Annotated in this window: 24 protein-coding genes and 1 pseudogene; 11 read left to right on the top strand and 14 right to left on the bottom strand. The window is 65.5% G+C overall.

Annotation, left to right across the window (positions count from 1 at the left end; translation table 11 throughout):
• Positions 1–11: 11 nt before the first annotated feature.
• Genes ACQPW1_RS25840 through ACQPW1_RS25830 form a run of 3 tightly spaced genes read right to left on the bottom strand, consistent with a single transcriptional unit; the run spans position 12 to position 2,828 of the window.
• Positions 12–887, bottom strand: a complete 876-nt coding sequence (locus ACQPW1_RS25840) for a TIGR03619 family F420-dependent LLM class oxidoreductase (protein ID WP_433654098.1) — start codon at positions 885–887, stop codon at positions 12–14.
• A gap of 1 nt (position 888) precedes the next feature.
• On the bottom strand, positions 889–2,334 hold the full coding sequence (locus ACQPW1_RS25835) for an FAD-binding protein (protein ID WP_433654096.1): 1,446 nt from the start codon (positions 2,332–2,334) through the stop codon (positions 889–891).
• Positions 2,325–2,828, bottom strand: coding sequence for a VOC family protein (locus tag ACQPW1_RS25830; protein ID WP_433654095.1), 504 nt, complete (start codon positions 2,826–2,828; stop codon positions 2,325–2,327). The genes ACQPW1_RS25835 and ACQPW1_RS25830 overlap by 10 nt, the downstream gene beginning before the upstream one ends.
• A gap of 89 nt (positions 2,829–2,917) precedes the next feature.
• Between ACQPW1_RS25830 and ACQPW1_RS25825 the strand changes: the two genes are divergently transcribed.
• Together ACQPW1_RS25825 and gloA2 are read left to right on the top strand one after the other, a co-directional pair.
• Positions 2,918–3,556, top strand: coding sequence for a TetR/AcrR family transcriptional regulator (locus ACQPW1_RS25825; RefSeq protein ID WP_433654093.1), 639 nt, complete (start codon positions 2,918–2,920; stop codon positions 3,554–3,556).
• A 150-nt stretch (positions 3,557–3,706) separates the two neighbouring features.
• Positions 3,707–4,093 carry an SMU1112c/YaeR family gloxylase I-like metalloprotein gene (gloA2, locus tag ACQPW1_RS25820; RefSeq protein ID WP_433654092.1) on the top strand — a complete coding sequence of 129 codons (387 nt, stop codon included), beginning with the start codon at positions 3,707–3,709 and terminating at the stop codon, positions 4,091–4,093.
• Here gloA2 and ACQPW1_RS25815 read toward each other — a convergent pair.
• Positions 4,081–4,890, bottom strand: coding sequence for a HugZ family protein (locus ACQPW1_RS25815; protein WP_433654091.1), 810 nt, complete (start codon positions 4,888–4,890; stop codon positions 4,081–4,083). The two genes, gloA2 and ACQPW1_RS25815, sit on opposite strands and share 13 nt — an antisense overlap.
• Positions 4,891–5,036: 146 nt before the next feature.
• Here ACQPW1_RS25815 and ACQPW1_RS25810 point away from each other — a divergent pair, with 146 nt between their 5' ends.
• Positions 5,037–6,128 (top strand): hypothetical protein, encoded by a 1,092-nt coding sequence (locus tag ACQPW1_RS25810; RefSeq protein WP_433654090.1) that lies wholly within the window; start codon positions 5,037–5,039, stop codon positions 6,126–6,128.
• Between the two features lie 418 nt (positions 6,129–6,546).
• Here ACQPW1_RS25810 and ACQPW1_RS25805 read toward each other — a convergent pair whose 3' ends face one another.
• The 6 genes from ACQPW1_RS25805 to ACQPW1_RS25780 form a co-directional block, all read right to left on the bottom strand.
• The gene (locus ACQPW1_RS25805) at positions 6,547–7,800 is read right to left on the bottom strand and encodes a lipase family alpha/beta hydrolase (protein WP_433654088.1); all 1,254 of its coding nucleotides are present in this window, start codon (positions 7,798–7,800) and stop codon (positions 6,547–6,549) included.
• 60 nt (positions 7,801–7,860) lie between these two features.
• Entirely contained in the window at positions 7,861–8,859 is a 999-nt protein-coding gene (locus tag ACQPW1_RS25800; RefSeq protein ID WP_433654086.1) for an SMP-30/gluconolactonase/LRE family protein, read from the bottom strand.
• Positions 8,860–9,235: 376 nt separating this feature from the next.
• Positions 9,236–9,787, bottom strand: a complete 552-nt coding sequence (locus ACQPW1_RS25795; RefSeq protein ID WP_433654084.1) for a metal-dependent hydrolase — start codon at positions 9,785–9,787, stop codon at positions 9,236–9,238.
• Between the two features lie 46 nt (positions 9,788–9,833).
• The gene (locus ACQPW1_RS25790; protein ID WP_433654083.1) at positions 9,834–10,835 is read right to left on the bottom strand and encodes a transposase; all 1,002 of its coding nucleotides are present in this window, start codon (positions 10,833–10,835) and stop codon (positions 9,834–9,836) included.
• On the bottom strand, positions 10,832–11,269 hold the full coding sequence (locus tag ACQPW1_RS25785) for a hypothetical protein (RefSeq protein WP_433654082.1): 438 nt from the start codon (positions 11,267–11,269) through the stop codon (positions 10,832–10,834). The genes ACQPW1_RS25790 and ACQPW1_RS25785 overlap by 4 nt, the downstream gene beginning before the upstream one ends.
• A 677-nt stretch (positions 11,270–11,946) precedes the next feature.
• Positions 11,947–14,181 (bottom strand): serine/threonine-protein kinase, encoded by a 2,235-nt coding sequence (locus ACQPW1_RS25780; protein ID WP_433654081.1) that lies wholly within the window; start codon positions 14,179–14,181, stop codon positions 11,947–11,949.
• Between the two features lie 214 nt (positions 14,182–14,395).
• Here ACQPW1_RS25780 and ACQPW1_RS25775 point away from each other — a divergent pair, with 214 nt between their 5' ends.
• The 4 genes from ACQPW1_RS25775 to ACQPW1_RS25760 are packed head-to-tail and all read left to right on the top strand — an operon-like array spanning position 14,396 to position 16,197.
• A complete protein-coding gene (locus tag ACQPW1_RS25775; protein ID WP_433654080.1) occupies positions 14,396–14,854 on the top strand; it encodes an SRPBCC domain-containing protein in 459 nt (152 codons plus the stop codon).
• On the top strand, positions 14,851–15,189 hold the full coding sequence (locus ACQPW1_RS25770; protein WP_433654079.1) for an ArsR/SmtB family transcription factor: 339 nt from the start codon (positions 14,851–14,853) through the stop codon (positions 15,187–15,189). Before ACQPW1_RS25775 ends, ACQPW1_RS25770 begins: the two co-directional genes overlap by 4 nt.
• A 19-nt stretch (positions 15,190–15,208) precedes the next feature.
• Complete coding sequence (locus tag ACQPW1_RS25765) at positions 15,209–15,652, top strand: SRPBCC family protein (protein WP_433654078.1); 444 nt, start codon at positions 15,209–15,211, stop codon at positions 15,650–15,652.
• Between the two features lie 59 nt (positions 15,653–15,711).
• Positions 15,712–16,197, top strand: a complete 486-nt coding sequence (locus tag ACQPW1_RS25760; RefSeq protein ID WP_433654077.1) for an N-acetyltransferase family protein — start codon at positions 15,712–15,714, stop codon at positions 16,195–16,197.
• Positions 16,198–16,259: 62 nt separating this feature from the next.
• Here ACQPW1_RS25760 and ACQPW1_RS25755 read toward each other — a convergent pair whose 3' ends face one another.
• A complete protein-coding gene (locus tag ACQPW1_RS25755; RefSeq protein ID WP_433654076.1) occupies positions 16,260–17,444 on the bottom strand; it encodes an epoxide hydrolase family protein in 1,185 nt (394 codons plus the stop codon).
• Between the two features lie 359 nt (positions 17,445–17,803).
• Here ACQPW1_RS25755 and ACQPW1_RS25750 point away from each other — a divergent pair.
• A pseudogene (locus tag ACQPW1_RS25750) lies at positions 17,804–18,220 on the top strand (epoxide hydrolase); the annotation flags it as partial.
• 388 nt (positions 18,221–18,608) lie between these two features.
• On the opposite strand, the gene ACQPW1_RS25745 reads toward ACQPW1_RS25750, so the two are convergent.
• Positions 18,609–18,743, bottom strand: a complete 135-nt coding sequence (locus ACQPW1_RS25745) for a hypothetical protein (protein ID WP_433654074.1) — start codon at positions 18,741–18,743, stop codon at positions 18,609–18,611.
• A 228-nt stretch (positions 18,744–18,971) separates the two neighbouring features.
• Here ACQPW1_RS25745 and ACQPW1_RS25740 point away from each other — a divergent pair, with 228 nt between their 5' ends.
• On the top strand, positions 18,972–19,592 hold the full coding sequence (locus tag ACQPW1_RS25740) for a YczE/YyaS/YitT family protein (RefSeq protein WP_433665337.1): 621 nt from the start codon (positions 18,972–18,974) through the stop codon (positions 19,590–19,592).
• Positions 19,593–19,752: 160 nt separating this feature from the next.
• On the opposite strand, the gene ACQPW1_RS25735 is transcribed toward ACQPW1_RS25740, so the two are convergent.
• Both ACQPW1_RS25735 and ACQPW1_RS25730 read right to left on the bottom strand, forming a co-directional pair.
• Positions 19,753–20,190, bottom strand: coding sequence for a hypothetical protein (locus tag ACQPW1_RS25735; RefSeq protein ID WP_433654073.1), 438 nt, complete (start codon positions 20,188–20,190; stop codon positions 19,753–19,755).
• Positions 20,187–20,849, bottom strand: a complete 663-nt coding sequence (locus ACQPW1_RS25730) for a hypothetical protein (protein WP_433654072.1) — start codon at positions 20,847–20,849, stop codon at positions 20,187–20,189. Before ACQPW1_RS25730 ends, ACQPW1_RS25735 begins: the two co-directional genes overlap by 4 nt.
• A 108-nt stretch (positions 20,850–20,957) precedes the next feature.
• Between ACQPW1_RS25730 and ACQPW1_RS25725 the strand changes: the two genes are divergently transcribed.
• Positions 20,958–21,281, top strand: coding sequence for a hypothetical protein (locus tag ACQPW1_RS25725; protein WP_433654071.1), 324 nt, complete (start codon positions 20,958–20,960; stop codon positions 21,279–21,281).
• A complete protein-coding gene (locus ACQPW1_RS25720; protein WP_433654069.1) occupies positions 21,274–22,452 on the top strand; it encodes an aKG-HExxH-type peptide beta-hydroxylase in 1,179 nt (392 codons plus the stop codon). Before ACQPW1_RS25725 ends, ACQPW1_RS25720 begins: the two co-directional genes overlap by 8 nt.
• Positions 22,453–22,477: the final 25 nt, after the last annotated feature.

Genomic DNA, 22,477 nt, shown 5'->3' with positions numbered 1-22,477 from the left:
CATTGCAAGGCTCAACCTCCGACGCGGGCGATGACCTTCTCGGCGAAGCGGGAGAGGTTGGCGATCTTGGTGTCGAGGGGTTCGGTGTCCTGTTCGAGGGTGTAGGGGAGTCGGAAGCCGACGATGACGTCGGTGACGCCCTTGTCTTCGAGGCGTTTGATGCCGTCGACGGTGAATCCGTCGAGCGAGATCACGTGTACCTCGAAGTCCTTGCGCGTCCCGTATTCGGCGCGCAGCGCATCCAATTCGACGAGTAGCTTGTCGAGTTCGGCCCCGTCGCCGCCCGCGTGCATCCACCCGTCGCCGCGCTGGGCGGCCCGCCGCAGCGCGGGCTTGCTGTGCCCGCCGATGAGGATCGGCACGGGCTCGGTCGGCACCGGACTGATCTTGATCGGCGGAATGTCGTAGAACTCGCCGTGGAATTCGAAGTACCCGCCCGCCATCAGCCCGCGCACGATGTCGATGCACTCGTCCATCCGCGCCCCGCGCTTCTCGAACGACACGTCCATGATCTCGAAGTCGTCGGGCCACGGACTGATCCCGACGCCGAGCCCGAACCGGTTGCCGCTCAACGCGGCCACCGACGCGGTCTGCTTGGCGACCAGCACCGGCGGCCGGATCGGCAGCTTCAGCACGAACGGCGTGAACCGCAGTGTCGTGGTGGCCGCCGCCATCGCCGCGCTGAGCACGAACGCCTCGACGAACGGCTTGTCCTCGAGGAACTCCCGGTTCCCGTCGGGGGTGTACGGGTACTTGGCGTCGGAGTCCCGCGGATAGGCGATGCTGTCCGCGACCGCCATGGACGTGTACCCGGCCTCCTCGGCCGCGCGGGCCAACGGCACGTAGTACGCCGGGTCCGTCATCGTCTCGGCATAGGTGAAGCGCATATCAATCGCCTTCCTGGCGCCGCAGCGCCGCGTGCGCCCCGGCGCTGCGCCCGAAGAACGAGCCCTCACCGAGACAGGTTCCACTCGAATAACCGCCGGTGTCCTGCGCGATGTTCGATGCGCAGGCTCCGGCGGCGTACAGCCCCTCGATCGTCGAACCGTCGGCCCGCAGCACCTCGCCGTCGACGCTGGTGCTGAGTCCGCCGAGGGTGAAGCCGACGTAGGTGGCGGTGCCGGGCGTCAAATCGAAAGCGCCCCACGGTCCTTGGGTCAACGGGGTGACCCAGTCCGGATGCTTGCCGAGCTCGGGGTCGTGCTCGTCGGCGGCGGCCACGTTGTAGTTGGCGAGGGTCTCCTGCAGCGCGCCGACCGGCATGTCCAGCGCGGCCTCCATCAGCGCGACCGTCTCCCAGCCGTCGATGAACTTCACCATCGGCAGCTCGGGCCACGCCATGTGCTCGCTGTCGACGATCAGGTACGCCGTCGAATCCGGTTGCGCGACAACCTCTCCCGCTGTGCGCCCGTGGTAGGAGTCCTCGGCGACGAATCGTCGGCCCGCCTTGTTGACGATGATGCCGTGCAGCAGGACGGCGGGCGGATAGAACGAGGCGGTCAGGAACGCGCCCGCCATGTGTGCGGTCGCCGCGCCCGCCGACTGGCCGAGTCGGATGCCGAGCCCGTCATCGGACGGCACGCCCAGCGGCACGAAATGCGATGCGAGCCGTGAGGTGTAGGCGGCGAGCATGTCCGGGTTCATCACGTAGCCGCCCGCAGCCAGCACGACCGCACCCGATGCCGTACCGCCGGGCCAGCTCACCCCGACGACCCGATCGCCGTCGGCCACAAGATGATCGACCTTCGTCTCGTAGCGCACCCGAATCCCGAGCTCACGCACCCGCGCCGCGAGCACCCGCATCACTTCGTTGCCGCCACGCTCCGCGGGCACATTCACCTTGTGCCCGCGCGGCGCCGGTCGCGCCTGTTCGAGATAGGGGGAGACCTTCTCGTTCCCGGTCCACATCAACCCCTCGGTGCCCGGCTGCACTACTGCCTTGCCGGGATAGAACGACCGCTCGAAGGTCAGCCCTTGTGCCTCCAGCCACGTGAAGTGCGCGACGCTGCCCGCGCAGTAGGCATCGATCTTCACGTGATCGGGCTCGGGCGAGACGGCAGTCAAGTAGTCGCGCATCGCGTCCACGCTGTCCGCATGTCCAGTGGCCTGCTGCACCGGCGTCCCACCACCGAGATAGAAGTGCCCGGCCGACAACGCCGAAGCCCCGCCCGCCGCGCCGGTGCGCTCCAGGATCAGCACCTCCGCACCTGCTTCGGCCGCACTGATCGCCGCACAGGCACCGGCGATTCCGAAACCCACGACGAGCACGTCCGCGGCGTCGTCCCACCACCGCGGACTCGACACCAACTGCGGGACTTCGGTTCCTACTGCCATGGATTCGCGAATCCTTCCGGAATCAGCGCATCGAACATCGCCTTCATCTCATCCGACAACCGCATGAGTTCGAAGCACGGCCCGATCGGCCCACCATCGAGATACGCGAACTCCATTCCGACCCCCGCGAACTTCCCCCGCGCCAGCACCTCGATCCCTGCCGCCCGCGCTTCCGCGAGCGCACCGTCATAGTCCGCAGGCACCCACGCCGCATGATGCAGTCCCGGCCCGACCCGATCGAGATGCTCGCTGTACAAACTGATCCCACCTCGCGGCTCGATCAGCTCCAACTGCTGCCCACCTGCATATCCCAGCCCAACCGTAATCGTGTAATCGGCTGGCACACCCCGCAATTCACACAGCTCCGGCCCGAAATGCACGTCCGGAATCGTGAACCACTTCACCACCCCGTACCGCTCACCGAACTGCCGCTGCGCCGCCGCCATATCCCGAACAACCCAGCACAGCTGAAAGATCGGACCGTCCGCGATCATCGGACCGGCGCGTTCGGATGGCTTCCCACTTCTTCAACTAAACACGCATGCTTAACCCAGTCAAGGCTAGGGTTTAGTACAGTCCAACTATGCTCATCGCCGATTCGCGTGCGTCCCTGCTCGACGCGGGGGAGCGACTCATCGCCGAACGCGGGGTCGAAGTACCGCTGCGCGAGATCGCCGCAGCCGCGGGCCACCGCAACAACTCAGCGGTGCACTACTACTTCGACTCCCGCCACGGACTGATCGAAGCCATCGTCGACCGCCGGATGAACTGGCTCGAAGAACGCCGCATGCACCTGCTCGCCACCCACGAGGCCGACGGCACCGCCCACCAGATCGACACCCTGGTCACCATGCTCGCCGCGCCGATCCTCGAACTCATCGCCCAGGACGACGTCACCCACTACGGCCGCTTCCTCGAAGTGGTCCGCGCCCATCCGGTCGTCGCCGACCCGCGCCGCCTCGCGGGCACCGACCGCGCCGCCGTGCGCATCCTCGCCACCCGCCTCGCCGCCGCCCTACCCCAACTCACCCCGCGCCGACGCCGCCAGCGCCTGGAAACCATGGCCACCGTCATGTTCGCCCTCATCGCCGACTACGAACGCACCCTCGAAGCAGGCCTGCGCAAACCCCACCCCGACGACACCGCCGAAATCACCGACATGATCGTCGCCATGCTCACCGTCCCCACCCGCGACACCAAACCCGCCAACCGCCGCCGCTGAACGCTGCCGCACTGGTCCTCGCTCACCCACGGAGATACGCGAGCTGACCGAGTGCGTGGCACCGTGCATCATTACCACCGTCACCTCGGTACCGACGCACACCTGGTGGGGTTGTCCAGAACCACCCTCCCGCTGGGATACGGTCGCGTAGTGGAACTCCTAGGCATTCATCACGTGGCGATCATCGCGTCCGACTATGTCCGGTCCAAGCGGTTCTACGCCGAAACCCTCGGCCTCGCGGTAATCGCCGAGCAGTACCGCGCCGCCCGCCGCTCCTACAAGCTCGACCTGGCCATCCCGGGCGGCAGCAGAATCGAACTGTTCTCCTTCCCCGAACCCCCCGACCGCGCGAGCTGGCCGGAGGCGGCCGGGCTGCGGCACCTGGCGTTCGCGGTCCGCGACGTCGCCGCGACCCTCGACGAACTGTCCGCCAAGGGCGTCCGCACCGAAGAGCTGCGGGTCGACGAGGTCACCGGAAAACGCATGGCGTTCTTCTTCGACCCCGACGGCCTGCCGCTCGAACTCTACGAAGTCTGATTCATCCCGCGCGCCCGCCGCGCCAATTCGACTGTCGCCGCCCGCAACTCATCGATCGCGTCGATCGGCGCCGCATAACCCACCCGGGTCCGCGCCACCCCACGCGGCGTCACCACCCGCAGGTCCAGCCCGTACCGGTCGGCACGCTCACAACTCGCCTCGGTCGCATCCGGATACCCACCCAGCGCCTGCGCCATTGCCAGCAACGCAGGGGCATGATCTTCGTTGAGGTGCACGATCGCAGGCGCCGCGCCCGGCACGATCGGATCCGGCGTCACCTCCGAGTACTGCTCAGCGGTCGCCGAATCCATCCGCCCGTACCCGCCGACCCACCGAACGCGCCGCACCCGCAGTATCCACACCGAGAAATCGCTGTAGTCGATGTAGAACTTCGCCGCGGGCACCGCCGCCAGATGCGCCTCCCGGGCGGCATCGGCCTCGGCACCCACCGGCCGCTCCACCACACCGGCCAGGGTGATCCTGGTCCCTGCCAGCGGATCCGCGGGCGCGTCCGGCGCCACGATCGCGACGCTGGCCCGCTGATCGCCGATCAGGTTGCGACCGTGCTCGGCCATCCGGGATACGCACAGCACCGGCTGTCCGTCCAGCAGTCCGTACGTGACCAGCGACGCCCACGGCGTCCCGTCCTCGCTCAAACTCGCCAACGTCGCGGTATTCGTCGCGGCGGCAACCGTTCTCGCCTCCTCGGCGGCGGACGGGCGGGCCGGATTCGCCACCGGTCCGGTCGGCTGCGGGATCGAAGGAGCGTCGCCGGGGTCACCGTGGTCGAGAGTCATGTCGTCCATCCTCTCCTGCCCGTCCGACAAAGATGCCAACGGGTGCGGGCCTGTATCCAGCGTGCCACGTCCAATCGGCATGCGTAGTACGGCCAATGGATCGGATTGACCGCGCGGATCGCGCCCGGATAGACCAGACTTGCCGAGTGACCCGATACGCATTCGACGCCGACCACAACGTGCTCGTCGCCATCTGGGCGACCGGACGCGGTGACCTCGCCCAAACGGTTGCCTCACTGCCCCGGACGGTAACCCGAGATCAGGCAACAAATCTGGCGTCGAACCTGACCACGCTGTCGCGGTTCCATTGGCGCACCTACACCCACCCGGCCAGCGCGGCCGGCGACCCCGACATCCCCAACAGCGAGGCCTGGCGCCGCGCCGAAGAACGCCGCAACTTCAAAGAGGTCGAGGCAGGCATCCGCACCCCCAACCTGCCCTCCGAAGAAGGACTCGTCGTCTCCTACAGCGGCGTCGTCGAATCCGCGCACCGCGTCGGCCGCACCCTCTACGACATCGACGACCTCACCCTGCGCGACGCCATCGCCGCCGAAGTCAGCGACGAACAAGCCGCCATCGAATCCGCCGAACGCGGCGACCTATCCGGCCGCTCCCGCCAAGCCGTCGAACTGTCCCGCCCCGACGTGTCCCCGGCCCAGGTGCAGGCCGCCGACGACCTCTTACGCGCCGACCCGCTCGGCTCCATCGAACTGTTCACCGAACTCGACCCCGCCTCCGCCTCCGTCGCCGCCGCACACTGGCTGCTCGCCGCAGCCGAGGTCGCCGGGGAAATGGCCGGCGTGCCATGCACCGACGTCGTCGTGGAAGCCGACGACATCGAGGCCCTCCAAGTCGAGACCCCCACCCTGGTCCTGGAACGGCTCGACGCGGGGGAGAGCCCCACTGAAGTCGTCGTCGACCTGATCGCCGAAGCCATGGCCGTCCACGAAGGCCGCGTGCCCGCCCCGTGGGCCGTCGTCGGCCGCGTCGCCGAAATCGAAGAGCAGGCCCGCAAACTCGAGGTCGACGCCGACACCCGCGAGGCCATGCTCGCCGGCTTCCGCATCAGCCGCCTCGACCCCTCCCGCCCCGCCCTCGACCTCCTCGAAGACCTCCTGGACGGCATCCGCGGCTGCCTCCTCCTCTACGCAGCCCACACCGACGACCCCGACGTGGAAACCCTCTTCACCGCCGACGTCCGCCTAGAAGCTGACGCCGACCCCGAACACCTCCTCTGAACCCAGCGGCACTGACAAGCAGGCCGGGCCTCGGATAGAAACCGAGACCCGGCCTGCTGCCTACGTCACCCGAATCCACTGGCACCAGCCCGCGGCGTCACAATGCCCGCGCGACGCCCTTTGGCGAGCCTCGTGGTCGAGGGCGCACAATCGCGGCATCGGCTGCAATGATGCGCCGCGCGCCACTCATGTATCGGCTGAGCGGCACCGCATCTCCATGGCGCCTACTCGTTCGACAATCCGACCCTGGACGACCCTTCCGCCGAACGGGACATGGTGACGCCGAAACGCGGGTCACCACTCCGTCATGTCCCGCTCGGCGTCCTACAGCGGATGGCCGGCGCGCGTTGAGTGGCACATGGCTGCGGCGAAACGCGAGAAGACCTCACGATGGTGTGCCACCCACGGGGCGGGTGGGCTACTTGGCCACCTGGTCGGCGGCGGTTTCGGGGTCGGTGCTGAGCCAGTGGAGGAGGCCCTCGTAGACGGCGTGGTGGTTGAGGAGGGTGAAGTGGTTGGCGGCGGGGATGTGTAGGCCGTTGGAGTCGTCGAAACCTATGCGGCGGGCGCGGTTTCGGCCCGCGGCGCTGGGGGTGAGGACCAGGCCGTCGCCGATGATGCGGCCGAGGGGGTGGCGGGGGCTGCGGGTGATGCAGGCGGTGACGAAGTAGTGGTCGGCACCCGCGAGAAGGGGGACTTCGCGAATTGCCCGGCGGGTCAACGCGTCCGTGTCGGCGCCGCGCCAGTCCTCGTCGACCAGGGAGCCCTGGCGCAGATCGCGGATCCCCGCGCTACGACGACGCAGTAGGTGACCGAACGGGCGGGTCTCGGGCACGCGAACCAGCGCGGCAGACGCGTAGTGCACGAGCTGCTCCAGCGGCGCACCCAGATGCGGGGAACCGAGACAAACCAGATGGCGAACCTTGCCCGCCCACGCCAGCCCGGACTCACTCGCATCGAAGCACGCGCCACGGGCGATCAATCCACCCATCGAGTGCCCGACCAACGACAGCTGCTCGATCTCGACCGGCCAGTGCGCGACAAGCCGTTCCACCAACTCACTCAACTGACGAGCATTCTCGGAGATGTGCAGACCGCTGTTGTACCGGATCTGCAAGGTGCTGTACCCGAGATCCTGCTCGATCCCTTCGGCGTAGCTCGTCCGCCCGCCCAGCCGCCACGCGTGCTCGGTCTCCACCAGCCCGTGCAGGAAGACCACCACCCGCCGACTCGGCTGCGCGACATAGTTCCCGATCTGCTCGGGCGCCACCGGATCGCCGTCCACCCGCAGCGTCATCGGCCCGGCGAGGATGGGCCGCGCGTCCTCGAGGTTGTCGCCGATCAGTCCTTGCAGAGCACCGAGGAAGCCTGCCCCGAACACTGTCCGCGAAGGCGCCTCGGCGCCAGGCAGATCCACGGTCCGCTCGGCCAACCGCCCGGCAGCGACCGCAGTCCCGCTCACGATCCGATACACACCGTCGGTGATCGCGTCGTGCACCACCTCCACCGGCGCCACGGCCGGCCCGACCCCGATCCGCACCGCCGCGAAGACCCGCCCGGCGATCGCCTTGTGCACGGCCGCGATCCCGTCCACCGCGCCGCCGAGCTCGTCGCCCGCCAACCGCGCGAGGGCCCGGACCTCGGCCTGTCGCTGGTGCGTCTGCTCAGTCATCATTTCAGTGTACAAGCGTGCACTGAAATCGTCCTGTCGATGGAGCCCGTTGTTGGATAGCTACGGCACCCGGGTAACGCCCACCGCAGATTCGGTGAGACTGCCCAGATACAACGCCCCGTCTTGCTCCACCACGCCGGTGACCATCGCGAGGTTCGTGCCCTCGGTCTGTAAGTCGTGCACCACGTTGCCGTCGAAGTCGACCGCCATCACCCAGATGGTCTTCGCCGGTTTCGGCTGCACCCAGTCGGGCAGCATCCACACGACCTGCCGCAAAATCCCCGGCAGCGGAAGTAACCGGTCCAGCAACGGGTTTCGTGCGGTGGGCAAAGCGATCCAGACGAGTCCGTCGCTGCCGAGGCTCATGTTGTCCGGGAACCCGGGCAGGTTCTCGATGAGACGTTCGCGCGTGCCCGCCTTCGGCCCCGTGAGCCAGTAGCGGGAAACCCGATAGCCGCCGGTCTCCGCCACGAGCACGCACGAACGGTCCGGGGCCAGCACCACCCCGTTGGCGAAGTCCAGGTTGTCGAGCAGCGTCTCGACCTGCCCGGACGGGTCCCGCCGGAACAGCCGACCGGTGCCGGAATGCTCGAGAATGTCGCCCATGTACTCGGCCAAGGAATAGCGGCTCGTCGAGGACGAGAAGTAGATGGTGCCGTCGTCTTCCCGAACGACGTTGCTTGCGAAGGGAAGTGGCTCGCCATCGATCTCGTCGACGAGCACCTCCAGCGCACCGTCCGGACTCAACTGCAGCAGCCCGCGTTCGAAATCGCAGATCAAGACGGTGCCGTCGGGATCGGCGTGCAACCCCAGCGGCCGCCCACCGGTGTTCACGAGCCGCCGCACGTCACCATTGGACGGATCAATGCTCAGGATCGAGCCGTCGGCGATTCCGGCGATCAGCCGCCCATCGGGCCCGAGTACGACATCTTCGGGTCCGGCCCCCGGCAGCTCGAGCCGCGTGAGGTCGGGAAGTGGTGGCGTACTGCGGGATTGGCGGGCCCGCGGGGGAGCGGGCGGCGGTGTCCAGCGTTGCGGGTTCATCGTCGATGTGGGCACGCCTCAGATTAACGCCGAGTTCCTGAACTCCCCGGCGTAACGGCGGGGTAGGGGAGGGTCGTGCTGGCGGGAGGTCGAACAATCGGTAGGTACCGACGGCCGTCCAGGGGAGCTCTCACCGGAACAGTCGGGCTCAATAGAACAGCCGCACCTCCGTCAGGGTCCAAGCAAGAAATAACATGTTGATACGTAGATATGCGCATCTACCTATATGATGCCGATCAGACCGAAACTCACCACATTCAGTGGTTCCGACCAAAGACTGCACAGAGGCAAGGGCGCTGCCCGAGGGCTAGGGGAGCGCGGTTCGTCGCGCCCCGGGCCCGCCACGATTGGGATCAACGGCGGCGGACCCGAGCGTGTGGCCGCGGGGAACCTACGGCTGATGGGTGATCGAGTACCACAGCACCGCGAGCGTCCCGAGCACGAACAGCGGTGAGAGGATCCAGGTTTCGAGCTTGTTCCCGGTCCGATCGATGATCGGCACCCGGGTGCGGAGCTTGAACGGCCAGAACAGCCGGCAGCCGCGGTCGGTGAGGCAGTCGCCGACCAGGTGCACCAGTGCGCCGAGGCCGACGGAGAACGGCAGCCAGACGGGCTTGTCCGAGATCCAATGGTCCATCGCGAAGGTTCCCGCGACCGCGAGCACGATGATGGTGCCCCAGGCCTCGATCCCGTCACCTGGTGGGCACAGGTGCAGTGCCCGCACGGCGAGCGCAAGCAGGAAGAAGACGAGCCCGAGCGTGAACCAGCGCCCGATCCAATGCTCACCCGCCCACGTGCCGTACGAAACGGCGGCGACGAAGGCGAAGGAGTGGGTGGCGTGCCGATGCCCGCCGGAGATCCACGAGATCAACTTGCACAGATAGTAGGAGAGCGGACCGAGCACATGCGCGATCGTTCCTTCCGGGTGATCGGCGTCTGGCAACAGCGCCGCACCCCGGAATTTGTCAAGTCAAGTGAGACAGTGCTGATCAGTTGATTTGGGGTTGGGGTGTGGGTTCGTTGATGTAGAAGATGGCCGGTATTTTCGGTGGGGTGGGTCGGCGGCCGAAGCGGGCGGGGTTGGCGTGGTAGGCGGCGGTCAGGGTGATCTGGCGGGCCTCGTCGATCGCGTCGGCGGTGCCGAAGTGCACTGATGCGGGGGTGTGCCAGCCGATACCGGAGTGGCGGTGGATGTGGTTGTACTCGTTGAAGAATCCTTCCAGGAACAACCGCGCATCCGCCAGGGAGGCAAAGGACTTCGGGAAATCATGAAGATATTTGAGGGTCTTGAACTGCGCCTCACTGAAGGGGTTGTCATTGGATACCCGTGGCCTGGAATGGGATCGGGTGACACCGAGGTTGGTGAGCAGCTCCGAGACCAGCCCCGATGTCATCGACGGGCCGCGGTCGGCGTGGACGGTGTGCGGGATGGCGCCGTTGCGTGCGATGGCCTCGTCGATGAATTCTTGTGCCAGTTCAGCGCTTTCGTGGTGGGAAACGATCCAGGACGGGTTGTAGCGGGAGTAGATGTCGATGAGCACATACAGGTGGAACCAGACACCCTTGGCAGGGCCGCGTAGTTTGGTGATATCCCAGGTCCACACTTGTGACGGGCCGTCGGCGAGGAGTTCGGGTTTCACCTTCGCCGCATGGGTGGCCTGTCGTCGCCGTTCCCGGTTCTGACCGGCGCCCGCGGCGATGCGATACATGCTCGACATCGAGCACCAATAGTTACCCTCGTCGAGTTCCCGCGCCCAGATCTGGCATATCGCCAGGTCGGCGTAGGGCGCTGAGTTGATCACCGTGAGCACATGGGCGCGTTCGGTGGCGGTGAGCCCTTGACCGTTACCCGGGACCGCCCGCGCGGGTTTGGGCCCCTGGATCGGTGGGCGCTGATGGCGGTAGTGGGTGGCTCGTGCCCGCCCGATCAGCGTGCAGGCCCGGCGGATAGGGACCTCGACGGCCCGTAGGTCGCCGTAGGCGTCGGTCATGGCTTGGTCGGTCGCGGCGCTGTGCCCGTGCTCTCGGAGATGGATTCCAAAAGCACATGCAGTTTTCCCATGATCTCGAGCGCGGCCTCCGTCTGCTTCAATTGCTTTGCCAGACGGGCATTCTCACGCGTCAAACGTTGGTTCTCCCGACACCCGGCCGTGTCCACGGCCTGGGATGCGACCGCTTCACTGGATCGCCGGGCAGCGTGCTGGGCGGCGCCGGAAAGCTTCGCGGCGCGGGCCTGGGTCCACTCGGCGATCTGGGATTGGTAGAGACCCTCACGGCGCAGGACCGCGGACTTCTGCCCGTGCGGGGCGTCACGGTACTCCTCGATGATCTTGTCGCGGTACTGGGCGGTGAAGGTCCGCCGCGTCGGCTTCGGCGCCGGATCAACCGGCCCACCACCTCGGGCCGCGGGGTTCGGGCTACTCATGGGGATTGCTGCTCCAGTCATGCCCTCAAACAGTGAACTCAGGGAAGTCCGAGTGTCTCACCACAGCCTGACAGAGAGGGCCCGCCGTCAGAAATGTTCCGAGGAGCAGATCGACGGGGCCGAGATGTCCTGATACACCTTGGATTGTCGGATAGGTCAAGATCGCGACGGGCAGCGCCGCTGCTGCCCCCGACCAGGCCAAAGCGCCACTGGTCGCATGTGAATGTCCTAGCACCGGTTGAAGATTAGTTCACCTCAGCATCGTTCAGCGAATGCCGGTTCAGTGATCTTGTGCGGCGGTTGAATTGGGGGATGGGCAACCCGTGGCGATCGGGATCGGCTGTGCCGCAGGCGCGATGGACGCTGTACTGGTGAGACAGGGGAGTGGCCTCAGTGGATTCCGTAGGGCGCGTGTATATCTGGAGTGCGACGCCCGGACACTAGGTTCGAGCTACCAGTTGGCACGCTATGCGTCCGGTACCGTTGCCTCTACCGATACTGAAGTAGTAAATAAGCATTGCGGTACGAAGATGTGCGTATATATGCATATAAATGGTATCGCTCACTCACTATCGACTGAACGTTCCAGTACAACTACCGCAAAGACGGCGAGGGGCAGTCATCGACGAGCTCCTGCTCGGGCAACTGAATCCGGAACGGCTGCAAGGACTGTCCCGTCACGGCCGAGCGTGCGGATTGACGATCCGATCGAGCGCGTGCAGATCGGATTCGAGCGTGTAGAAGACGCGCAACGTGCCGAGGAAGAGGAACAACCCGCACACACAGAGCGCAACGATCGACGCGATGACCGTCTGCTGCTGGGTGGGGTCGAGGAACGCAACACCGGCGGCGACGCCGAACAACGGGACCGAGGCGGCGATGCCGAGATAGATCCGGCTGCGCCGAGCCAGCCGCCGCAGCTGCGCCGACTCATCGGGAGCGCTGAGCCCGGCGGCCACCAAGCCCGGGTAGTACCAACGAAGTACGAAGAACGTCACCGGGAAGTAGGTGTACACGACGGCTACAGCGGCCGCGACCAAGTGCGAGGAGATCAGGTTGAACAGCAGCCCCGCGGACAGGTCCGCGATGGCGTGCAACTTGAACAGGAACGCCACCAGCGCAAGCAGCCACCCCGTGAACGCCACCGCCGCGATGCGGTCGCTACAGGCAAGGGTGTCCGCCCGTGCCTTGGCCAGGGTCTGCTCATCGTAGTGCTTTCCTTGCCGCAGGCCGTGCGGAACCAGGAACACCAGCCGACACCAGTACAGCAGGATCGCGATCCCCACCGGATAGCCGATGGCGGCCGCGATCAACGCGAGCCTGGTGATTTGCGCCTGCCCGTCGGCGCCGAGTTCGAGGTTCAGCAGTTTCGTGTTGTGCCCCGCGAGATACAGCCCGCCCAGCAGCTGCCCGAGCGCGCTGGACAACGTCACCACCGGCATCGGCCGCATACGCAACCGGCCGCGGAGACTGCGCGACGGCGGGTCGACGAGGTCGCGGGCGGTCCGGTCCAGGGTCAGCTCGAGGTGCTGGGCGAGGTCGGCGCCGGTGGTGTAGCGGTCGTCGGAGTTGGGGGATAGGCAGGTGAGGATCGCGTGCCGCAGGATCTGTGGGCAGTCCGCTGGTGCGGTGGCCTGTAATCGGTCGTCGATCGGCTGGCGGCGCAGTTCGATCATCCTGGTGAGTGAGGTGTCGGATTCGCCGATGCCGAGTTCGTCGGTGAAGGGGAGCCGCCCGGTGAGGAGCTCCCACAGCACGACCGCGAGGGCGTAGAGGTCGCTGCGGGTGTCGAGGTCGGCGGCCGTGGTGGCCATGTTCGGGTGGCAGGCTGCGAGCTGTTCCGGGGACATGTATGCCAGCGACCCGCCGAAGTAGGCGACCGGGCTCGCACCCGGAATATGGGTGCTGAAGCTGATATTGAAGTCGGCGAGCTTGGGTTGACCGTCGGCGGTGAGCAGCACGTTGGCCGGCTTGATGTCGCGGTGCAGAACTCCGGCGCGGTTGGCGTAGTCCAGCGCGGTGGCGAGTCGGCTGCCCAGCCAGGCGACGGCTTCGGACCAGCTCAGGCGCGCGAGCTCGGCCCGGGTGGCCGAGGGTTGCGGGGTCAGCACACCACCGGAGGTGACTGAGGCGTCGACGGCGTCCAGCAGCAGTTGACCGGTGCGTTTCGCAACCGGCGTGCTGCGGACCAGGCGGAGCACGCCGAGCAGGGTGCCACCGGGCACGTACTGCATGTACATCAGCTTGAGGTGTTGTTCCTCGATCTGTCGTTGATCGAAGACACGCACGATGTGCTCGTGGTCGAGTTGCGCGAGGGTCTGCGGCTCACTGCCTCGATCGCGCGAAATCTTCACCGCCACAAGCCGTTGCATCGAGCGCTGCCGCGCGAGGAACACCCGCGCGAACGCGCCCTGACCGAGCGCGATCAGCAGATCGAAGTCGTCGATGGTGGCGCCGGGGGCGATGGTGTCGAGCGCGTTGACCGCCGTGGGGTCCGAGAGCAGTGTGGTGCGGAAGTTCTCGGCGGCCAGGATGTCGGTGTCGAGCTGGGTGGCCAGCTGCGCCATCTGTGCGGCGAAGTCCTGCTCGTATTCGCTGAGGTCGAGCGCGGGGTCGCCGCGGCTGCGCGCGGTGATCTCCCCGTAGATCAGGTCCGGTGGCAGCGGGGCCGCGTCGAGTTCCGGGAACTGGGCCCGGTATTCCGCGAGGCGTTTCCCGTTGCGGGTCTCCTGCCAGCGATGCTGCAGGTCCACTTTGATCAACTCGATCAGCGCCGAGCGTCGCAGCCCGCCTTCGGCAGGCAAGTGCGCCGCCAGGTCCGGTGGAGCTTCTGCGTCCTCCCAAGCACTGTCGAATCCAACAACCAGCCGCGTCAACGCAGTCTGCGTCGCCGCCACCCGGTCCATCTCCATGTGGCCCACCCGATCAAAACAATGGCTTCCCGAGCCCCCCACCGAGAATAAACGATCATCACGACGGTGACCGCCGAATTACCTGCTACCGCAGGTTCCGCGGACGTCGTCCGTGCTAGCTGCAACCCGAGCAATGCGCAACAAAGTGTTGCGCGTCCGGTCTTCGTCGTCTAACGTCATGCGCAACAAAACGTTGCGAGTTAGAGGAGTTGATATGGAACACGGGCGAATTGAGCGGACGATGTACGTCGAAGCCACCCCGGAGGTGGTCTACGAGGTCATCAGCAGTCCCACTCACCTGAAGGAGTGGTGGCCCGACGACGCCGACCTGGCGCCCGTCCCCGGCGCGGTCGGCACCATCTCCTGGGGCGAAGGAGACGAACAGCAGATCGTCCCGATCACCGTGATCGATGCCCAGCCACACCGGTTGTTCTCCTTTCGCTGGACTCATCCGGTCGACGAAGCGGCGGCCGTCGGCAACTCACTGTTCGTCACCTTCGAACTCGCCCCATCCGGCGACGGCACCACGGTTCGGATGACCGAGACCGGATTCCGCGAAATGGGCTGGGAGATCGCCGTTCTGGAGCAACAGTACAACGAGCACATCCACGGCTGGGACACCCATCTGCCGCGGCTGGCCGAGTACGTCGCACGACTGGTCGCGAGCCGATGAACAGCACCGTCGACGACGACCTCTGGTCCGCGATCGGCGACCCGACCCGGCGCCGAATGCTCGACCTGCTCCTGGCCGACGGGGAGGGGACCGCGACCAGCCTCAGCGAACGACTACCCGTCACCCGCCAGGCCGTCGCCAGACATCTCGGCGTCCTCGACCGCGTCGGCCTCGTACACGGCAGCCCCGAGGGCCGCGAGCGGCGTTACCGGGTCGACGACGCACAACTCGCCCGCGCCGTAGCGCAACTCAACGCCGTCGGCTCCACCTGGGACGCCAGGCTCCAGCGCATCAAGCGCATCGCCGAAGCCATTCAACGCAGCAAGCAGCAGTAAGAATCGAGAGGAAATCGAAATGGTGGACATTCTGCACAGGGTCGGGGTCGTATCGCCGTCCGTCGACGACGTGTACGCGGCGTTGACCTCGGTCGACACCCTTGCCGGTTGGTGGGCTAGCGACACTCGGGGCGACGCGGACACCGGGGGAGTAATCCAGTTCCGTTTCACGGCAGGCGGATTCGACATGAAGGTGATCGACCTCCAACCCGGGAAACGAGTCCTGTGGGAGGTCGTCGACGGGCCCGAGGAATGGATCGGGACCGAGGTCGTCTGGGATCTCAAACGGGAGGATGGCTACACGATCATCCTGTTCAAGCACCAAGGCTGGAAGGAGCCCGGCGAGTTCATGCACCACTGCAGCACCAAATGGGCGATCTACCTGATGAGCTTGAAGCAGCTGGTCGAAACCGGAGCGGGCGCACCCGATCCCCACGACGTCCAGATCAGCAACTGGCACTGACGCGGGAGCTCCCGAATATCGTTGGATAACGGCTGATACAGCTGTATATGGTGCGAACCATGGAGATTCGGGAGGTCATCGAGTCCGACTGGCCGCAGGTGTGGGCGATCATCCACGACGTGGTGCGGCGGCAGGAGACGTTCACCTACGACCCGGTGATGGGCGAGGGGGAGGCGCGGGGGATTTGGATCGAGCGGCCGCCGGGGGTCACGGTTGTGGCTGTTGAGGGTGACCGGGTGCTCGGGACGGCCAAGATGGGTCCCAATCGTGCGGGACCCGGGGCACATGTATCGACCGCGAGCTTCATGGTGTATGGCGAGGCGCGGGGACGCGGGGTCGGTACGAAACTGTGTGAGCAGGCGTTGGGGTGGGCGCAGGGGAGTGGGTACGCGGGGATGCAGTTCAATGCGGTGGTCGAGAGCAATCGGACAGCCGTAGATCTGTACCGTCGCCTCGGGTTCGCCGTAATCGGTACGGTGCCAGGCGCATTCGAGCATCCAACGCTGGGCCGAGTAGGTCTGCACGTGATGTATCAACAGTTCTGACACGCTTACTGTCCGTCGAGTGTGTGCAGGCCACACCCCTGCACACCCTCGAGCACGGTCAGCTAGCGCAGCGACCGGAATCCCGCGCGAACCTCGTCCACGAAGAGCTGCGGCTGCTCCCAGGCCGCGAAGTGCCCGCCCTTGTCGAGCCGGTTGTAGTGAATGAGCTTGGGATACGCCTCCTGCGCCCAACTCTGCGGAGCCTGGTAAAGCTCATCGGGAAAGACACTCACCGCAACCGGGATGGAGACACCCTTGACGGTCAGGAACGGCAGCTTGTTCTCCGCATACAGACGCGACGAGGAAAGCGCCGTGTTCGTCAGCCAGTAGAGCGTGATGTTGTCGAGGAGATCATCTCGGGTCAGCCCCTCGGGGTGTCCGTCGAAGACGCGAGAGATCAGCGCCAGACTGGCCACATCGTGGTCGATCATGAACGCCGCCAAGCCAATAGGCGAGTCGACCAATCCGGTCAGCGTCTGTGGGCGTGACGCCATCATCTGCGCGTAGGCGGTGTGCTTATAGAAGAAGGCCAGCTGCTCGCAGGCGCGCCTCTCGTCATCGGGGAGACCGGACGGAATCGGTTTGCCCAACTGCAGCGCCTGGTCGATCTCCGGCGGAACCGCAGCGGGCATGTTGGTGTGGATGCCGATCAACTCCGGTGGTGCCTCGACCGCGATCAAATCCGTGATGATCGCGCCCCAGTCACCGCCTTGCGCCACGAACTGCGAGTACCCGAGGCGCTTCATCAACTCCACCCAGGCCCGGCCGATCCGCTCGGGACCCCAACCGGTCGCCGTCGGCTTACCCGAGAACCCGTAACCAGGAATCGACGGAATCACCAAATGGAAGGCGTCCACCGCGGCGCCGCCGTGCGCGGTGGGATCGGTGAGCGGCCCGATGATCTTCAACTGCTCGATGATCGAACCGGGCCACCCATGGGTGACGATGAGCGGCAACGCATCCTCATGCTTCGACCGAACATGCAGGAAGTGAATGTCCAACCCATCGATCTCGGTGATGAACTGCGGCAGTGCGTTGAGGCTGGCCTCGCACTTGCGCCAGTCGTGCTCTGCCGCCCAGTACCGCGCAAGCTCCCGAACAGTGGCGAGCGGGGTGCCTTGCGACTGATCGGAGACAGTCTCCTTCTCCGGCCAACGGGTGGCCGTGATCCGCCCGCGTAGCACCTGGAGTTCCATCTCGGGGGTCTCGAAGGTGAACGGCCGAATCGCTGCGGATGTGACAGACATGAGGGTTCCCTTGCTGTGCTGATCGATAGCCGAGCAGGGCTCAAACCCATCCACCGCGAAAGACGGCACCCATTGGCATCTCTCATGAGGGGCAATCTCGTGACGAAGCCCGCTCAGACTCTGCTGGTAGGCACCAGGCGTGCCGCCGGTGGCCGGAGACGCCTACAGGAATGAGGTTCCGCCGAGCCGGGGTGCACGTCAACCCTCCAGGGAACATTCCGGAAATCTGTACATAATCTCGCCGAAAAGCACGCCAACGGTACAGCTTGGCTGCGAAGTGCGTTGGCTGGCAAGCGAACCAGGGTGGTCGACCGCGGCTGGTCGGCGAACAGGGGGAGTAGGACCGAACGGTACGAACGACCATCGGTTACTCGCTCGTCGACTCACCGGTCGGGCTGCTGGCCTGGATCCTCGACAAGTTCGCCGAGTGGACGGATACCGAAGACAGCCCGTTCGAGACGATTTCGATCGACCGCGTGCTCGACGACGTCACCCTGTATTGGCTGACGCGGACCGGTGCATCGGCGGCCCGCATCTACTACGAAAGCCACAACTCGCTGGACCCCGAACTTCGGGTCGACGTCCCGTCGGCAATCACTGTGTATCCTCGCGACATCGAGAAGTATCCGCGTCCGTGGGCACAGGAGCGGTTCCGGCAGATCGTCCGATGGGGGTCGCCCGAAAGTGGCGGGCATTTCCCGTCGCTGGAGGTTCCCGAGTACTTCGTCAAGGATCTGCAGGAAGGCCTCGGGGCAGTGCTGGCCGCTAGTCGGTGAACCCGTCGAGATGAGCTTTACTTGACATAATGTTGATTATCGGCGTAGAAACGGGCGTGGATAATCAGGGCTGCGCCGTTCGATCATGTTGGTATGTGCGGTGTTTCGTGCGCACCATCGCCCTGGGCCCCGGACGCTCTGCGCCTACCCTCGCGGATGTCAGTGTTGCGCGGGCGGGATCGGTGTTGATCTCCCCTTGGCTGGATTTGCCGCTGATGTAAATCTTCCTGTTTGTGCCTGATTGGCCGGAAAGTATTGAGACGGTTCCGGATTGGGATTTCAGGGCTTCTCCCCTGAGTCCACTGACCCTACCTTCAAAACGTCACAGTGACGTTTTGAAGGTAGGGTCAGTGGACTCATGAATTCCGTTGCGGGTCAGCCGTTCTGGCTAGATACCACCGTTGCCGCCGTAGTAACCACCGAGGAGCCGACGGCGGCGCTTGCGAACCTTCTCCGCGTCCACGGCAGTCGACTCGGCGGGTTGCTCATCGGGCTCGTTGGTGGCTTTGCGGAAGATGCCCATGATGATCCTTACCTCGTTGTCCGGCGACTTATGTTGTCTGCCAGTCTGTTCGGGCGCGCTCGGGATCGCATCGGCCGAAGGTATGGTGTCCTGGGTACGCTGCCGTAGGTAGTTACCCCTGCGACTATCTGAGGGTTCGGTCCACCCGTGGGTCCGGTTGTAAGGCCAGCTGTTGTTGACTGGCTCTGTTTTCAGATGCCAGTAGTCGGTCATGCTGGGCGGGTGTTGATGCGTCGGCTGGTTGCGCTGTATGTCGGGTTGTGGTTGTACGGGTTCTCGATGGCCGTGATGGTGCGGGCCGGGCTCGGGTTGGATCCGTGGGATGTGTTCCATCAGGGTGTGGCGCGGCACGTGCCGATCAGCTTCGGCGCGGTGACGGCGCTTACCGGGATCGCGGTGCTGCTGGCGTGGATTCCGTTGCGGCAGCGGCCCGGCCTGGGGACGGTGAGCAATGTGGTGGTCATCGCGGTGTCGGTGGATGTCGGGTTGTGGCTGTTGCCTGCGTGGGAGATGATCCCGGCGCGGGTGGGTGCGATGGGTGCGGCGGTGGTGCTCAATGCGATCGCTACGGTGCTGTACATCGGTGCTGGGATGGGACCTGGTCCGCGTGATGGACTGATGACTGGACTGGTTCGCCGGACCGGGGTGTCGGTGTGGGTGGTGCGGACGGCGATCGAGGTGACGGTGTTGTCGATCGGTTGGGTGCTCGGTGGCAGCGTGGGTATCGGGACGCTTGTCTATGCGTTCGGTATCGGTCCGCTGATTCAGCTCTTGATCCCCGCGGTGAATCGTCACCTGCCGGGCTTCCAGGACAAGCCGGCGGATGAGCCCGCCGTTGTCCCGGCGTGAGTGCTTCATGATCAACGGTGGGCGTGGCTCGGGAAATGCCTCCGCTTGCGCCCATGCACCCCTCTATGGCGATGGTCGACTCCCCCGCCGTTCGGACTATAGGCAGGAAAACCCCACCTTGAAACGTCACTGTGACGTTAAGTGGGTGAGGGACAGTCGCCTAGAGTTCCGTAGATTCCGCAAGTCGTGCCGGTTCGGTGGCTTGTGCGGGTCGCCACCACGCCCACGCGCGCACCATGATCACCAGGACGATCACGAGCGCGGTGTGCAGCGCCCACAGCGCGAACCACGGCCTCGCGAACCCCACCTCGGTGTACTGGCCGCGGTCACCGACGCAGTACATCGAGTAGTTGGTGCTCTGCCCCTCGGAGTCGTGGAAGGTATCGGAAACGACGATCGGCTCGGTATAGGGCACCGCGCAGAACAACGGTGCGGTCAGTTTCGCCTCGCCGGGCCAGATGGCGATCGGCAGTACGCAGCCGAGGATCGCGGTCCCGGCGAGGATTACCGCCAATGTCGCCAGGATTCTCGGGGACCGTCGCGGGACCCGATCCGACAGCTGCTCGTCCGTGTGGTCGGACCGGTACTCCTCGCTCATGCCTGACTCTTCCGCAGAAATGTTCCGGCACGGTCGAATTGGGTGACGACGGTGGTGCGCGGTGAGCTGACGTTGACGGTTATCACCGTGTCGGGTCCGATGCGGTTGACCATGGCCGACGATACGTAGCCGTTCTCCACGGCGGCCTGGGTGAGCGCGGTGTCGAGGATTTCCTCGAGCCGCAGCAGGCCGGAAACGTCTCGCACATCGAACATCTCGTCGTCCGGGTCGTCGGAGGCCGACACGTGTACCGGTGTGGGTCCGTGCAGGGTTCCGTTGGTGAAGGTGTAGTCGTCTTGCTGGTCCGGGCGGCTGGGTACTCGGATGCGCAGGTGGGCTGCGGTGTCCTGGTTGGTGAGGTTGCGGTTCTCGTTGGAGAAGCGAGTGACTTGCGGCGGCTGATCGAGCATGGTCAGGCGGAAGTTCTGGGATCCGGGTGCGGCGAGCAGGATGACGCTGGCGTGGATGTCGGTGGCGCCGAGGCGTTGTCGGAGGGTGTCGATGGCGGCGGTCGGCAGGGTGGAGACGAGTCCGCCGCCACGGGCCTGGATGACCTTTTCGAAGTCGGCGCGGTCGACGGCGCCGATGCAGCCGGTGGTGGTGACCGCGATGAGGAGCGCTCCGCATAGGGCCACGAGGCGGGAGCGGCGGTGTGGCATGGGCTGCATCGTATAACCATTGGGTGACTTGGAGATTGCTGTGTGCGGGTGGATGTTAGGTTCACCGATGTTGGGCGTCCGGCCAGCTGGGTCGGGTCGGTGGAGGCAGTGGTGCGGAAGACGTCGCGAGCTGTGATCGCTTGTGCGGCATTGGGTGTGGTGTTGCCGCTGGGTGGCGCTCCGATGGCGTCGGCGGCGCCCGGGTTCGGTGAGTATGTGGCGCTGGGCGATTCGTGGGCGGCCGACGCGTCGTTGGTTCAGGCGACCGACGATTTCGTGCCGTTGGGTTGTGCGCAGAGTCAGGGCAGTTATGCCAAGCAGGTGGCGGCCGCGTTGGCGGTCCCGGTTTTCCGGGATGCAACCTGTGGTTGGTGGGGCGATGACGAAGAACCCCCGCCAACGCCCATTGTCGAAATGAAAAACCATGCATGACATCAGCATTACCCCGGTCCCGGCGACCGGGATCGATCGACTCCCCGGAATCCTGGCCGAGCGCGCGAAAGGCGCACTGCTGCGGAAGCTCGAAACCTATCCGGCACATCCAGCCGACCCGTATCGCGACCAGATGGCACTCACGCGCGAATCGGTGGAACGACTGCCGGATGGCGACTTGGCGCACGCGGTGAGCCACCCCTTGTTCAAGAAATGGTCGGTGTCCGACAGCAATGCCACCGATATTCAACCCCTCGACCTGAACCGAATACTGCTGGCTACCTTGATCGAACGAGAAGCGGTACCGGACCGCGGGATGATGGTCCCGTTAGCCGAGGGCGATCTGCGCGGCCCCGGGCTTCGCCCCAGACGCGTCGCCGCCACCCCGGACGAACCGTTCACCTTCATCCGCATCAACGGGGACGAGGCGCTGCTCGACGCCGGGCCGAACCACCACGGCGTCATCTCCCGCGAATTGCTGCACCACGGACTGCGCCCACTCCCGGACGCCGATCTCGTTCTCGACGCGGGTGATCCGGTGTTCCGCCGATTTCTCGCGCGCATGAACGCGGTTCCCGGAGTAGGTACGGATGCGCATCGAGATCTGAAACCGGTCATACAACCGAACTCGGCGCTGATCGACGCCTACCGCACTGTTCTCACGCAGCTCACGGAATGCTGGCCGGAGGCGGCAGCCGAGCTGTTGCGTTACGTGCGCGTCATCGTCCCGTTCGACAGCGAGCTGCTCCTCGGCTGGGCGACCCCCCTGTTCCAAGGCGCGGTATTCGTGCGCTCCGCGCCCGACGATCTACTCTTCACCTTCGAGCGCTTGGTACACGAGGCCGCACATCTGCGACTCTTCGCAATCCAGCACACCGGCAAACTGCACAACGACCCGCCGGACACGCGACTGGTTTCCGTGGCCCGACCCGATCCCCGGCCCGTCATCGGTGTCTATCACGCATCCTTCGTGTACGCCCGCCTGTGCGAGGCATTCGCGAAGGCAATCGACCACGGCGCGGACGAGCGGTGGTCGGCCCGGCTCGACACATTGCTCCTGCGATTCCGATCCCTGTCGCGAGCATTGCACGAGGGAGCGACACTCACGCCGCTGGGTGAGAGCATCCTCGCCGAACTCGACGCGCGCATCAATGCCATCTTCACCCGCTGAAAACGTGAAATTACACGGGATGGAT

It is taken from the genome of Nocardia sp. CA-128927, from assembly GCF_050955855.1.
Taxonomy (GTDB): domain Bacteria; phylum Actinomycetota; class Actinomycetes; order Mycobacteriales; family Mycobacteriaceae; genus Nocardia.
The sequence above is the reverse complement of the archived record's forward strand: the minus strand, read 5'-3'. Positions and strand labels throughout refer to the sequence as shown.

Bases quoted from the DNA above. Each gene is read 5' to 3' on its own strand.
- ACQPW1_RS25840 (WP_433654098.1), bottom strand. From the start codon at position 887: ATGCGCTTCACCTATGCCGAGACGATGACGGACCCGGCGTACTACGTG.
- ACQPW1_RS25835 (WP_433654096.1), bottom strand. From the start codon at position 2,334: ATGGCAGTAGGAACCGAAGTCCCGCAGTTGGTGTCGAGTCCGCGGTGG.
- ACQPW1_RS25830 (WP_433654095.1), bottom strand. From the start codon at position 2,828: ATGATCGCGGACGGTCCGATCTTTCAGCTGTGCTGGGTTGTTCGGGAT.
- ACQPW1_RS25825 (WP_433654093.1), top strand. From the start codon at position 2,918: ATGCTCATCGCCGATTCGCGTGCGTCCCTGCTCGACGCGGGGGAGCGA.
- ACQPW1_RS25815 (WP_433654091.1), bottom strand. From the start codon at position 4,890: ATGACTCTCGACCACGGTGACCCCGGCGACGCTCCTTCGATCCCGCAG.
- ACQPW1_RS25805 (WP_433654088.1), bottom strand. From the start codon at position 7,800: ATGACTGAGCAGACGCACCAGCGACAGGCCGAGGTCCGGGCCCTCGCG.
- ACQPW1_RS25790 (WP_433654083.1), bottom strand. From the start codon at position 10,835: ATGACCGACGCCTACGGCGACCTACGGGCCGTCGAGGTCCCTATCCGC.
- ACQPW1_RS25785 (WP_433654082.1), bottom strand. From the start codon at position 11,269: ATGAGTAGCCCGAACCCCGCGGCCCGAGGTGGTGGGCCGGTTGATCCG.
- ACQPW1_RS25780 (WP_433654081.1), bottom strand. From the start codon at position 14,181: ATGGAGATGGACCGGGTGGCGGCGACGCAGACTGCGTTGACGCGGCTG.
- ACQPW1_RS25775 (WP_433654080.1), top strand. From the start codon at position 14,396: ATGGAACACGGGCGAATTGAGCGGACGATGTACGTCGAAGCCACCCCG.
- ACQPW1_RS25770 (WP_433654079.1), top strand. From the start codon at position 14,851: ATGAACAGCACCGTCGACGACGACCTCTGGTCCGCGATCGGCGACCCG.
- ACQPW1_RS25765 (WP_433654078.1), top strand. From the start codon at position 15,209: ATGGTGGACATTCTGCACAGGGTCGGGGTCGTATCGCCGTCCGTCGAC.
- ACQPW1_RS25760 (WP_433654077.1), top strand. From the start codon at position 15,712: ATGGAGATTCGGGAGGTCATCGAGTCCGACTGGCCGCAGGTGTGGGCG.
- ACQPW1_RS25755 (WP_433654076.1), bottom strand. From the start codon at position 17,444: ATGTCTGTCACATCCGCAGCGATTCGGCCGTTCACCTTCGAGACCCCC.
- ACQPW1_RS25745 (WP_433654074.1), bottom strand. From the start codon at position 18,743: ATGGGCATCTTCCGCAAAGCCACCAACGAGCCCGATGAGCAACCCGCC.
- ACQPW1_RS25740 (WP_433665337.1), top strand. From the start codon at position 18,972: ATGCGTCGGCTGGTTGCGCTGTATGTCGGGTTGTGGTTGTACGGGTTC.
- ACQPW1_RS25735 (WP_433654073.1), bottom strand. From the start codon at position 20,190: ATGAGCGAGGAGTACCGGTCCGACCACACGGACGAGCAGCTGTCGGAT.
- ACQPW1_RS25730 (WP_433654072.1), bottom strand. From the start codon at position 20,849: ATGCCACACCGCCGCTCCCGCCTCGTGGCCCTATGCGGAGCGCTCCTC.
- ACQPW1_RS25720 (WP_433654069.1), top strand. From the start codon at position 21,274: ATGCATGACATCAGCATTACCCCGGTCCCGGCGACCGGGATCGATCGA.